A 12,143-nucleotide genomic window follows, 5' to 3' on the forward strand; every position below is an offset into this window, starting at 1 on the left:
AACCGCGAAACACCGCTCGCTCCGGCTTCGTCGACGCGCCGCCGGTTTTGCCTCCCGGCCTGCTATCATCGTCGCACTTTGCCCGTCACGCAGGCCGCGCGGCCTGTCCGTTTCTTGTTGCAGCGAGAGATACCATGAGCGTAGAGAAGACCAATCAGTCCTGGGGCGGCCGCTTCAGCGAGCCCGTCGACGCCTTCGTCGCCCGTTTCACCGCCTCCGTCGACTTCGACAAGCGTCTCTACCGCCACGACATCATGGGTTCCATCGCCCACGCCACGATGCTGGCCAAGGTCGGCGTGCTCAGCGACGCCGAGCGTGACGCCATCGTCGACGGCCTGCAGCAGATCCAGGCGGAAATCGAGGCGGGTAGCTTCGACTGGCGCGTCGACCTGGAAGACGTGCACATGAACATCGAGGCGCGCCTCACCGACCGCATCGGCGTCACCGGCAAGAAACTCCATACCGGCCGCTCGCGCAACGACCAGGTGGCGACCGACATCCGCCTCTGGCTGCGCGACGAGATCGATACCATCCTCGCCGAGATCACCCGCCTGCAACAGGGCCTGCTCGGCCTGGCCGAAGCGGAGGCCGATACCATCATGCCCGGCTTCACCCACCTGCAGACCGCCCAGCCGGTGACCTTCGGCCACCACCTGCTGGCCTGGTTCGAGATGCTCGGCCGCGACTACGAGCGCCTGGTCGACTGCCGCAGGCGGGTCAACCGCATGCCGCTCGGCTCGGCCGCCCTGGCCGGCACCACCTATCCGATCCAGCGCGAGATCACCTGCCAGTTGCTCGGCTTCGAGGCCATCGGCGGCAACTCCCTGGACGGCGTTTCCGACCGCGACTTCGCCATCGAATTCTGCGCCGCCGCCAGCCTGGCGATGATGCACCTGTCGCGCTTCTCGGAAGAGCTGGTGCTGTGGACCAGCGCGCAGTTCCAGTTCATCGACCTGCCCGACCGCTTCTGCACCGGTTCCTCGATCATGCCGCAGAAGAAGAACCCCGACGTGCCGGAACTGGTGCGCGGCAAGTCCGGCCGGGTGTTCGGTGCCCTCATCGGCCTGCTGACCCTGATGAAAGGCCAGCCGCTGGCCTACAACAAGGACAACCAGGAAGACAAGGAGCCGCTGTTCGACGCCGCCGACACCCTGCGCGACAGCCTGCGCGCCTTCGCCGACATGGTCCCGGCGATCCGGCCGCGGCGCGAGGTCATGCGCGAGGCGGCGCGGCGCGGTTTCTCCACCGCCACCGACCTGGCCGACTACCTCGTGCGCAAGGGCCTGCCGTTCCGCGATTGCCACGAGATCGTCGGCCACGCGGTGAAATATGGCGTGGACAGCGGCAAGGACCTCGCCGAGATGAGCCTCGACGAACTGCGCCGCTTCAGCGAGCAGATCGACGCCGACGTCTTCGCCGTGCTGACCCTGGAAGGCTCGGTCAATGCCCGCGACCACATCGGCGGCACCGCGCCGAACCAGGTCCGCGCCGCCGTTGCCCGCGGCCGGCAATTGCTCGCCCAGCGCTGAGCCTCCCGGCGGCGCCGGCCGGCGCCGCCTCGCGGATCCTCAGAGCCAGTTCTTGAACTTGAACCACAGGTACGGAAGGATCGCCGACACCACCATCATCCCCAGCGCCATCGGGTAGCCGATGGACCAGTCCAGCTCGGGCATGTCCTTGAAGTTCATGCCGTACACCGTGCCCACCAGGGTCGGTGGCAGGAACAGCACGGCGGCGATGGAGAACACCTTGATGATGCTGTTCTGCTCGATGTTGATCAGGCCCAGGGTGGCGTCGAGGAGGAAATTGATCTCGGTGGACATCTTCGCCAGGTACTCGTCGAGCGAGCGCACGTCGCGCTCCACGGTCTTCGCCAGGACCTTGGCCGGCTCGGAGAGCCAGCCATTGCAGCCCTGGCGGAAGTAGCTGTTCATCCGGTTGATGCTGAGCAGGCTGTCGTTGAGCTTGGACAGCAGCGAGCTGCTGCGCCCGAGGTGCTTGATGATCTGCTGCAGGTCGGTCTTCGGCTTGCGGGTCTGGGTGGTCGACTCGGCGAAGATTTCCCGCGACATGCTGCTCAGTTGCCCCTGCACCGCTTCCAGCACGTCGGCGATACGGTCCACCAGGCTGTCCATCATCAGGGCGAACAACTGGGTGCTGCTGCGGTTGGCGTCGAGCTGGCGGATACAGCGGTTCTCGAACTCGCGGAACGAACGCAGGTCGGCGTAGCGCACGGTGATCAGCCACTTCTCGCTGAGGACGAAGGTGACTTCCTCGGTGTTCGGCCGGTGCTCGGTGATCCCGCCGACCACCGAGGTGGTCATGTAGAGGACGTTGCCGTCCTCGTAGAAGCGCGAGGAATCCTCGATCTCGGCCATTTCCTCGCGAGTCGGGATGTTCACCTGCAAGTGCGATTCGAGCAGGCGCTCCTCGTCCGCGGTCGGGTGCTGCAGGTCGATCCACAGGGTGCCTGGCGGCAGGCCCTGCTGGCTGTCGGCATGGGCGTGCCGCTCCAGGCGGTCGCCGGAAAGAACGTAATAGGTGATCATGTCGAGTATCGCTGCCCTCGCGGCCATCCATTGGCCAAGCAGGGTGGACAACTTCCCGCCGCCGCACAAGCGGTACTTTGCGCCAGAACGAGGAACGCCCGATGAGCGAACAGGACGACAACCAGGAAGACGGCTTCGCCGAGGAAAAGCTGATCCAGGCCATCGAGAACCAGATCGACAGCGAAAACCCACCGGCGGCGCGCGCCGTATTCAACAAGCTGACTCTGGTCGGCTACGAACGCGACGAGGCGCTGGGCATGATGGCCTATGTGCTGGCCCACGAGATCAACGCCATGCTCGCCGCCGACCGCGCCTTCGACAGCGCCGGTTACGAGCAGGCGCTGCGCGCCCTGCCGACGCTGCCGGACGACGAATGAGCGAGGCCGGCCCGCCCCATGCCGGCGAATATCCCTGGCATTCACGCGGTTTTGTTTCGCAAACGCCTGCCGCTCTGGTAGAAAGGTGGCGCCCACTCTCCGTGCCACCTGCTTTCGCGGAGCGATACCGGATGCGATCCTGGTTCCAATTCCTTTCTGCCTGCCTGCTGCTGGCCGCTTGCGGCCGGGCGGCGGCCGTTCCGGCAGAACCCCTGGTGCTCGGCGCCGAAGACGACTGGTATCCCTATACCGCCTACAAGAATGGCCGCATCCAGGGCATGAGCGCGGACATCGTGCGGGCCGCCTTCAAGGCCGCCGATACGCCGGTTCAGCTCAACCCATACCCGTACTCGCGCTGCATGAAGCTGGCCCTGAAAGGCCTGATCGCCGGTTGCTTCAACACCTCGCCGAACCCGCACATCCTCGCCGACTACCGCCTGCCGCGGCAGCCGCTGTTCCGCGCCGAGATCCAGCTCTGGGCGCGACGCGACGCGGCGCAGCCGCCGGACCTGGAGCGGGCGCTGAGCGGCAGGAAGGTCGCGGTGACCCTCGGCTATGAATACGGCGACGGCTTCGATCGTCGCCACGACCTGGTGCGCATCCCGGTGCGCAAGGACTACTACGGCTTCCTCATGCTCCAGCGCGGCCGGGTCGACTATGCCCTGGCCTACCGCAGCACCGCCCGCCAGCTGTTCAGCGAGCATCCCGAGCTGGAGGACCAGTTCCAGCCGGTGGCCACGATCCATCGCCCGGAACTGTACCTGTCGTTCTCGCGCCGCCACCCGCAGGCCGAACACCTGCTCGAGCGCTTCGAGCTGGGCATGCAGCGCATCCTCGCCAACGGCGATTACCAGAAGATCCTCGATGGCTGGCGCCAGGCCACCGACGCTGTTCCCTAGTCCAACTACACTCACCGGTGCTCATCACCGCAAGGAGCCGACATGGCCTTCACCCCCGAGCTGATCGACGAACTGGAACTGCTGGCGCTCTTCAACCTGAACAACACCCAGGAAGGACTCAAGGTCCACCACACCGCCGACGGCAAGGCGATCGCCGCCGCCCGCCGGCTGCACGACAAGGGCCTGATCGACCAGCCCGACGGCGGCTACCTGACCAGCCTCGGACTGGACGCCGCGGAACAGGCGCAAGGCCTGCTGACCATCCTCAAGGGCGCCTGAGGCTAGCGCCCGTTCGTGGCCCGGCGCTCAAGCCGCCGCGCCACCGGGCGATACATAGGTATGTCGGGGGCCAGGCACGGCGTCTGGTCCCGCCCGTGCCCGGACGCCCATGAACCGACAGCCCGCCCTCAGCCTCGACCTCGACGACGGTATCGACCGCAAGGTCCTCGGCCAGCTGCGCCAACGCTTCCTGGCGATCACTGCCGGCCGCCTGGAGCGTGCCCGGCAGGCCCTGTCCGCTCGCCAGGAGCGGGTCCTGCGCCTGCTGCCGCTGCTGTTCCACATCAACCATCCGCTGCTGCCGGGCTACCTTTCGGCGACCGTGCCGGCTGGCCTGAGCGGCTTCGAGCCGGACCCACAGGCGCTCGCCGAAGCCCAGCGCCTGGCCCGTTCGTTCTGCTACAAGCCGCGACGACAGGACGCCGGACAGCAGCCGATCCATGGCCTGTTCCTGATGGGCAGCCTGGGCAGCCTGGCCCAGGAGGAACAGAGCGACCTCGACCTCTGGGTCTGCCACGCCGCCGACCTCGACGCCGCCGCACGCCGGGAACTGCGCCGCAAATGCGCCCTGATCGAGGACTGGGCCCGCGCCCAGGGCTGCGAGGCGCACTGCTTCCTGATCGACGTCGAACGCTTCGGCCGGGGCGAGGACGACGGCGGCAATACCCAGCACTTCCTGTTGCTCGACGAGTTCTACCGCAGCGCGATCTGGCTCGGCGGACGCACCCCCTTGTGGTGGCTGGTGCCACCGGCCCATGAACAGCGCTACGACGAGTACTGCCGCGCCCTGCTCGGCAAGCGCTTCGTCCGCGCCGAAGAAGTTCTCGACCTTGGCCATCTCGCACGGATTCCCGCGCGGGAGTTCATCGCCGCCGGGCTCTGGCAGTTGTCCAAGGCCATCGACTCGCCCTACAAATCGCTGCTCAAGCTGCTGCTCACCGAGGCCTACGCCAGCGAGCACCCGCGGGTCGGCTGCGTCGCCCTGCGCTTCAAGGAGCAGGTATTCGCCGGCCAGCTCGATCTCGACGCGCTGGATCCCTATGTCCTGGTCTACCGCCATCTCGAACGCTACCTGCAGGAACGACAGGCGCCTGAGCGCCTGGAACTGGTGCGACGCTGCCTGTACCTCAAGGTCGGACGCAAGCTCGGCGGTCGCCAGCGCCAGGCGCGACAGGACTGGCAATTGCAGTCGATGGAGCGCCTCGCCGCGGAATGGCAGTGGCAACCTCGACGCTTCGCCCTGCTCGACAGCCGCAGCCAATGGAAGATGCGCCAGGTACTGGAGGAGCGTCGCTGCGTGGTCAACGAGCTGACCTACAGCTATCGCCTGCTCTTCCAGTTCGCCCGTCGGCAGGGTGCCGACAGCGGCATCGACAGCCGCGACCTCGGCCTGCTCGGCCGGCGCCTGTATGCCGCCTTCGAGCGCAAGGCCGGCAAGGTGGAGCACATCAACCCGGGAATCGCGCCGGACCTGGGCGAAGACGTGCTGACGCTGGTTCAGCGCCCCGCCGGGAGCGACCACGCGCCACCGCATTGGGCGATCTATCCCGGCGCCCTGGGCGTGCGCGAATGGCCCGACTACGCGCCGCTGCAACGCGCCGGCCGGCTGGTCGAACTGCTCGCCTGGTGCCATCGCAACGGCGTCATCGACAGTGCCACCCGCCTCTCCCTGCACCCGGGACAGAGCGACCTCGGCGAACCCGAGCTGAGCAGCATCCTCGCCAGCCTGCGGCAGTTCCTGCCGCTGCCGCTGGCCTCCGTCGACGACGCCGAGCTGCTCCAGCCACGGCGATCGAAGAGGGCCCTGCTGCTGGTCAACGTCGGTATCGACCCGCTGCGCCACCACAGCCAGATGAACCTGCACATGGCCACCGGGCGGACCGACGTGCTCGGCTACGCCGGCGTGCGCGACAACCTGGTGCTGACCCTCGACCTGCTCGGCCTGAACAGCTGGAACGAGCTGACGGTGCGTCATTACGAAGGCCCCCAGGCACTGCCCGAATGTCTCGCCGACTTCCTCGACGCGGTGCGCGAGAAGCCCGGCGCGCCGCCGCGACCGCCCGATCTGGCGGTGCGCTGCTTCTGCCGCAACCGGGCCGAGGCCATCGCCCAGCGGGTCGAGGCGCTGTTCCGGGAAACCTACGGATTGCTGCTCGGCGGCCAGCCGAGCCGCTACCTGCTACAGGTCCGCCAGCACTACCACCTGCTGGAGCTGTCCCCGGAGTCGGTCAGTCACGCCAGCCTGCCCGACCTGCCCAGCCTGCTCCAGCACCTGGGCCGCGAGCGCGGCGCCTACAGCGCCCTGAAGCTGGATCGCCACGCGCTGGAAGGCGAGGATCTCGGGCCGATCCTGTCCATGGGTCGCCCGGGCTGCATCCAGGTGTTCTACCGGCGCGATTTCGACAGCGCGGAAATCATCCTGCTGGACGAACGCAACTCGCTCTGGCGCCAGCGCCAGGCGCTGCGCGACGAACGCAGCCTGCTCGCGCCGTTGCAGCGCTTCCTGCAGTCGCTGCTCTACCGGCGCAGCGCCCTGTCGCTGGCGGGACCGACACCGGCAAGCCTGGACATCCACTATTACGAGGTGCTCGCCGGCGCTGGCGCGCTCGCACGCATCGAACCCCGCGAGGCTCCCGAGGCCCCGGCCAGCCATCCGCTGTACGAGATCCAGGCCGTGCTGGAGCGCGGCGAACGCAAGCGCGTGCAGGTCACGCTGTACTGCGACCACCGCGAGTTCTCCGAACTGGAATACGGCGCCGGCCTGTACCGCACCGTGGCCCGGCATATCCTCGCGCACCGGGCGCAAGCCGAGCCCTACCCCTGCTACCTGACCGACCTCGACCTGTCGCGGCTGTTCGCCGACGAACAGCCGCAGACGCTCCACTATCTGCGCTATAAAAGCGTCCTGGAAACGGCGCTGAACCAGGCGCTGCTGGAGCAATGACGCCCCGCCGCGCCAGGCGGGGCCCGACAGGGACGTAATCCATGGCTATCCTCGGCATCACCCTGCTGGCCGGCGCCGCGCTCGCCGGCGGCTATTTCTACCGTCGCGGCCTGGACCGCCGGCGCCTGCGTTTCATCCGGCAGCTGCGCCTGCCGCCACGGGTCGCCCAGGCGGTTCGCGAACGCTATCCGCACCTTGCCGAGGAACAGGTCCAGCGCGTCCTCCACGGCCTGCGCGAATACCTGCTGCTGTGTCGCCTGGCCGGCAAGCGGATGGTCGCGATGCCGTCCCAGGTGGTGGACGTCGCCTGGCACGAGCTGATCCTGCATACCCGCCTCTACCAGCAGGTCTGCCGCAAGGGACTCGGGCGTTTCCTCCACCACACGCCGGCCCAGGCGATGCGCAGCCCGCAGCAGGCACAGGAAGGCATCCAGCGCGCCTGGAAGCTGGCCTGCCGCCGCGAAGGGATCGACCCGCGGAATCCCGGCCGGCTTCCGTTGCTGTTCGCCCTCGACACGGAACTGGCGATCGCCGACGGCTTCCGCTACGCGCTGAACTGCGCGCCCCGGCAGGAAGGCACGACACCGGTCTACTGCGCCAGCCACATCGGTTGCAGCAGCGCCGGATGCACCAGCGACAGTGGCAGTGCCTTCACTTCGGACGGACAGGATTCGCGCCACGGTTGCGGCGGCGACAGCGGTGGGGACAGCGGCAGCGGTTGTGGCGGCGGGGGATGCGGGGGCGGAGGCGGCGACTGAGAGTCGGGGTGCCCGTCGCCGGAGGGCGACGGGCGAAAACGGATCAGCGCGCGTAGTCGCCGGCGGCTTCGGGCTGGTATTCGATTTCCAGCAGGGTCAGCTTCAGCGTCTTGCCGCTCGGCGCCGGCCAGTCGATGGTCTGGCCGATGGTCAGGCCCAGCAGCGCGGTGCCGACCGGGGCGAGGATCGAGACCTTGCCTTCGCCGGCGACGTCCTCGGGGTAGACCAGGGTCAGGGTGTATTCCTTGCCGCTGCTTTCCTCGCGGCAGCGCACGGTGGAGTTCATGGTCACGACGCCCGGCGGAATCTCGTCATGCCCCACCACCTGGGCGCGCGACAGTTCGGCCTCCAGCGCCTCGGCGGCGGGTCCGAATTCGTCCAGGCCATCCAGCAGGCGCTCCAGGCGCTGCAGGTCCAGACGAGTGATGGTGATCGGCGGCGTGCTCATGATCGCAGGCGTGCTCCTTGGTCCGGTTCGGTTGATCGATGAAAAGCAGGAATCGCAAAAAAGCAAAAACCCCGCCCGAAGGCGGGGTTTTCCCGGACACTAACACAGTCGCAGGAATTAGCAACATCCCCCCTATCAGGAGAGACGGCCCGCCTGCGCTTGCCTTCGGGCGGCCTGCGTCCTGATCTGCCGGCGTCGCGAATCGTCGGCCTTGCCCCACTCGCGGATCTCCGCCAGGGAGCGCCCGCAGCCGACGCAGACGTCCGCGTCATCGAGGCAGCACAGGCGCCGGCAGGGCGAGGCCACGGCCGGCGGCGCCTCAGAGGCCGGGGAACTCGACATCCTCGCCCCCCTGCTCCAGGGTCGCCCGGTTGAGCAGGGCGCCCAGCGGCTCGCGGCTGGCGTCATGGCGCCAGAGGCCGCTGGTCTCGTCATAGTCGAAGTGGAAGCCTCCCGACTTCGCCGCCACCCACAGCTGGCACAGCGGCGCCTGGCGACTGAGGATCAGCTGCGAGCCGTTCTCGAAGCGCACGGTGAGCACCCCGCCGGCGTTCTCCAGGTCGAGGTCCAGGCCGCTGTCGTCGAAGGCGTCCTCAACCTGTTGCTGGACCGCGTCGACCAGGTCATGGAAGCGCACTTCATTCATCGTACTCATGCATTGCCTCGGCATTCGCTAACGGGAAAAAGGCGGGCGCCTACCTTCATCGCGCCCTATTCCGACCATTCTACGCTGGTATTGGCGTAGTCCGCGCTCTTTTGCCGCGAGCCTCGAGGAAACCCCCGGGCACTCCTCTGCGCCGCGCCATGACCCCCACAGGCCCCGGCGCACCTGATCCGGCTCGCATAGGCAAGGCGCCGGGGGGTCGGTATACTCCGGAACAATTCACGTTTTCTACAAGGATTCCGTCATGAAGCGGCTGTTCCTGTCCTTCGTCGCGCTCGCCCTCCTCGCCGGCTCCATCGCCGCCTGCGGCCAGAAAGGCCCGCTGTACCTGCCGGACGACGAAAAAGCCAAGAAAGAACACAGCAAAGACCGCTACGGTTTCTGAGAGAGCGCCCATGGACACATTCAGTTACCGCGACGGCGAGCTGTTCGCGGAAGGGGTGGCGCTTTCCCGCATCGCCGAACGTTTCGGCACGCCCACCTACGTCTATTCCCGCGCGCACATCGAGGCGCAGTACCGCGCCTATGCCGACGCCCTCGCCGGCATGCCGCACCTGGTCTGCTTCGCGGTCAAGGCCAACTCCAACCTCGGGGTGCTGAATGTGCTGGCGCGCCTCGGCGCCGGTTTCGACATCGTCTCCCGCGGTGAGCTGGAGCGTGTCCTGGCGGCCGGCGGCGATCCGGCCAAGGTGGTGTTCTCCGGCGTCGGCAAGAGCCGCGACGACATGCGCCGCGCCCTGCAGGTCGGCGTGCACTGCTTCAACGTCGAGTCCAGCGAGGAGCTGGAGCGCCTGCAACGGGTGGCCGCGGAACTCGGCGTGAAAGCGCCGGTGTCGCTGCGGGTCAATCCGGACGTGGACGCCCAGACCCACCCCTATATCTCCACCGGCCTGAAAGAGAACAAGTTCGGCATCGCCATCGACGAGGCCGAGGCGATCTACGCCCGCGCCGCCGAGCTTGACCACCTGGAAGTGATCGGTGTCGACTGCCACATCGGCTCGCAATTGACCCAGCTGGCGCCCTTCCTCGACGCCCTCGAGCGCCTGCTCGGGCTGGTCGACCGCCTGGCCGCCAGGGGCATCGCCATCCGCCACCTGGACCTGGGCGGCGGCCTCGGCGTGCGCTACCGCGACGAACAGCCGCCGCTGGCTGGCGACTACATCCGCGCCATCCGCGAGCGCCTGCACGGCCGCGACCTTACCCTGGTGTTCGAGCCGGGCCGCTCGATCGTCGCCAACGCCGGCGTGCTGCTGACCCGCGTCGAGTACCTCAAGCACACCGGGCACAAGGACTTCGCCATCGTCGACGCGGCGATGAACGACCTGATCCGCCCGGCTCTCTACCAGGCCTGGATGGAAGTCCAGGCGGTACGTCCGCGCGATGCCGCGCCGCGCCGCTACGACCTGGTCGGGCCGATCTGCGAGACCGGCGACTTCCTCGCCAAGGACCGCGAGCTGGCTCTCGCCGAGGGCGACCTGCTGGCGATTCGTTCCGCCGGCGCCTACGGCTTCGTCATGAGCTCGAACTACAACACCCGCGGCCGCGCCGCCGAGGTGCTGGTGGACGGCGAGCGAGCCCACGAGGTTCGTCGCCGCGAGACCGTCCCAGAGCTCTATGCCGGCGAAAGCCTGCTGCCGCAGTGAGGCCAGACCATGCTTTTGCGCTTCACCAAGATGCATGGGCTGGGCAATGACTTCATGGTCCTCGACCTGGTCAGCCAGCACGCCCATGTGCAACCCAAGCACGTCAAGCTCTGGGGCGACCGCAACACCGGGGTCGGCTTCGACCAGTTGCTGATCGTCGAAGCCCCGAGCAGCCCCGACGTCGACTTCCGCTACCGCATCTTCAATGCCGACGGCTCCGAAGTGGAACAGTGCGGCAACGGCGCGCGCTGCTTCGCCCGTTTCGTCCAGGACAAGCGCCTGACGGTGAAGAAGAGCATCCGCGTAGAAACCAAGGGCGGCATCATCGAGCTGAATATCCGCCCGGACGGCCAGGTCACGGTGGACATGGGTCCGCCGCGCCTGGCCCCGGCCGACGTACCGTTCCAGGCCGAGCGCGAAGCCTTGTCCTATGAGATAGAGGTGAATGGCCAGCGCGTCGAATTGGCCGCGGTATCCATGGGCAATCCCCATGGCGTGCTGCGCGTCGAGAATGTCGACAGCGCACCGGTACACACCCTCGGTCCGCAACTGGAAGTCCATCCGCGCTTCCCGAAGAAGGCCAACATCGGCTTCCTCCAGGTGCTCGATCCGCACCATGCGCGCCTGCGCGTCTGGGAACGCGGCGTCGGCGAGACCCAGGCCTGCGGCACCGGCGCCTGCGCCGCGGCGGTCGCCGGGATCCGCCAGGGCTGGCTGCAATCGCCGGTACAGATCGATCTCCCCGGCGGACGCCTGCACATCGAGTGGGCAGGCCCCGGCCAGCCCGTTATGATGACCGGACCCGCCGTCCGCGTGTACGAAGGCCAGGTCCGCCTGTAAGGGCCACGGCCCGCCAGAACCGAGACGCTTATGACCGAGAAAAGCCAGGAACCGACAGCAGCGCTGGACGCCGAGCAGGTGGCCGCCTACCTGAGCCAGCATCCGGAGTTCTTCGTCGAACACGACGAACTGATCCCCGAGCTGCGCATCCCGCACCAGCCCGGCGACGCCGTGTCGCTGGTGGAGCGCCAGGTGCGCCTGCTGCGCGAGCGCAACATCGAGATGCGCCACCGGCTCTCGCAACTGATGGACGTGGCCCGCGAGAACGACCGGCTGTTCGACAAGACCCGCCGCCTGGTCCTCGACCTGCTCGACGCGACCAGCCTGGAAGACGTGGTCAGCACCGTCGAGGACAGCCTGCGCCACGAGTTCCAGGTGCCCTACGTGAGCCTGATCCTGTTCAGCGACAGCAGCGTCTCGGTGGGCCGCTCGGTGAGCAGCGCGGAGGCGCACCAGGCCATCGGCGGCCTGCTCTCCGGCGGCAAGACCGTCTGCGGCGTGCTGCGCCCGCACGAACTGGCGTTCCTGTTCGGCGAGAACGACCGCGACGAGATCGGCTCCGCAGCGGTGGTGTCCCTGAGTTTCCAGGGCCTGCACGGCGTGCTCGCCATCGGCAGCCCCGATCCGCAGCACTACAAGAGCTCCCTCGGCACCCTGTTCCTCGGCTACGTCGCCGAGGTCCTCGCCCGCGTCCTGCCGCGCTTCTCCTCGCCGCTGCGCTCGGTCCGCTGAGCGCGGCGGG

The 12,143-nt window shown here is 67.8% G+C and carries 14 protein-coding genes; 10 read left to right on the forward strand and 4 right to left on the reverse strand.

The window, feature by feature from the left end; all coding sequences use genetic code 11:
• Nucleotides 1-134 precede the first annotated feature (134 nt).
• The gene (gene argH, locus B7D75_RS27270) at nt 135-1,529 is read left to right on the forward strand and encodes an argininosuccinate lyase (protein WP_034082817.1); all 1,395 of its coding nucleotides are present in this window, start codon (nt 135-137) and stop codon (nt 1,527-1,529) included.
• A 39-nt stretch (nt 1,530-1,568) separates the two neighbouring features.
• Here the strand turns inward: argH and B7D75_RS27275 are convergent, their stop codons facing one another.
• Nucleotides 1,569-2,549 (reverse strand): magnesium transporter CorA family protein, encoded by a 981-nt coding sequence (locus tag B7D75_RS27275; protein ID WP_034082820.1) that lies wholly within the window; start codon nt 2,547-2,549, stop codon nt 1,569-1,571.
• A gap of 101 nt (nt 2,550-2,650) precedes the next feature.
• Here B7D75_RS27275 and B7D75_RS27280 point away from each other — a divergent pair, with 101 nt between their 5' ends.
• The 5 genes from B7D75_RS27280 (at nt 2,651) to B7D75_RS27300 (ending at nt 7,806) form a co-directional block, all read left to right on the forward strand.
• Nucleotides 2,651-2,926: a hypothetical protein gene (locus B7D75_RS27280; RefSeq protein ID WP_012077873.1), complete on the forward strand. Its 276-nt coding sequence runs from the start codon at nt 2,651-2,653 to the stop codon at nt 2,924-2,926.
• Nucleotides 2,927-3,057: 131 nt separating this feature from the next.
• A complete protein-coding gene (locus tag B7D75_RS27285; protein ID WP_034082824.1) occupies nt 3,058-3,825 on the forward strand; it encodes a substrate-binding periplasmic protein in 768 nt (255 codons plus the stop codon).
• A 42-nt stretch (nt 3,826-3,867) separates the two neighbouring features.
• A complete protein-coding gene (locus B7D75_RS27290; protein ID WP_003157673.1) occupies nt 3,868-4,104 on the forward strand; it encodes a TIGR02647 family protein in 237 nt (78 codons plus the stop codon).
• 109 nt (nt 4,105-4,213) lie between these two features.
• Entirely contained in the window at nt 4,214-7,048 is a 2,835-nt protein-coding gene (locus B7D75_RS27295; protein WP_107114593.1) for a class I adenylate cyclase, read from the forward strand.
• 41 nt (nt 7,049-7,089) lie between these two features.
• Entirely contained in the window at nt 7,090-7,806 is a 717-nt protein-coding gene (locus tag B7D75_RS27300) for a glycine-rich domain-containing protein (RefSeq protein WP_053806871.1), read from the forward strand.
• Nucleotides 7,807-7,849: 43 nt separating this feature from the next.
• On the opposite strand, the gene rnk is transcribed toward B7D75_RS27300, so the two are convergent.
• The 3 genes from rnk to cyaY form a co-directional block, all read right to left on the reverse strand.
• The gene (rnk, locus tag B7D75_RS27305) at nt 7,850-8,254 is read right to left on the reverse strand and encodes a nucleoside diphosphate kinase regulator (RefSeq protein WP_003096424.1); all 405 of its coding nucleotides are present in this window, start codon (nt 8,252-8,254) and stop codon (nt 7,850-7,852) included.
• A gap of 135 nt (nt 8,255-8,389) precedes the next feature.
• Nucleotides 8,390-8,596, reverse strand: coding sequence for a DUF1289 domain-containing protein (locus tag B7D75_RS27310; protein WP_023443218.1), 207 nt, complete (start codon nt 8,594-8,596; stop codon nt 8,390-8,392).
• Entirely contained in the window at nt 8,574-8,909 is a 336-nt protein-coding gene (gene cyaY, locus B7D75_RS27315; protein WP_034082792.1) for an iron donor protein CyaY, read from the reverse strand. Before cyaY ends, B7D75_RS27310 begins: the two co-directional genes overlap by 23 nt.
• Before the next feature lie 253 nt (nt 8,910-9,162).
• On the opposite strand from cyaY, the gene lptM reads away from it, so the two are divergent.
• The 4 genes from lptM to B7D75_RS27335 are packed head-to-tail and all read left to right on the forward strand — an operon-like array spanning nt 9,163 to nt 12,133.
• Nucleotides 9,163-9,303, forward strand: a complete 141-nt coding sequence (gene lptM, locus B7D75_RS27320; protein WP_003096430.1) for an LPS translocon maturation chaperone LptM — start codon at nt 9,163-9,165, stop codon at nt 9,301-9,303.
• A 10-nt stretch (nt 9,304-9,313) separates the two neighbouring features.
• On the forward strand, nt 9,314-10,561 hold the full coding sequence (lysA, locus tag B7D75_RS27325) for a diaminopimelate decarboxylase (protein ID WP_034082789.1): 1,248 nt from the start codon (nt 9,314-9,316) through the stop codon (nt 10,559-10,561).
• 9 nt (nt 10,562-10,570) lie between these two features.
• Nucleotides 10,571-11,401 (forward strand): diaminopimelate epimerase, encoded by an 831-nt coding sequence (gene dapF, locus B7D75_RS27330; protein ID WP_058175265.1) that lies wholly within the window; start codon nt 10,571-10,573, stop codon nt 11,399-11,401.
• A gap of 30 nt (nt 11,402-11,431) precedes the next feature.
• On the forward strand, nt 11,432-12,133 hold the full coding sequence (locus B7D75_RS27335; protein WP_012077880.1) for a DUF484 family protein: 702 nt from the start codon (nt 11,432-11,434) through the stop codon (nt 12,131-12,133).
• Nucleotides 12,134-12,143: the final 10 nt, after the last annotated feature.

Origin of the sequence: Pseudomonas paraeruginosa, from assembly GCF_003025345.2 — a bacterium.
Taxonomy (GTDB): domain Bacteria; phylum Pseudomonadota; class Gammaproteobacteria; order Pseudomonadales; family Pseudomonadaceae; genus Pseudomonas; species Pseudomonas paraeruginosa.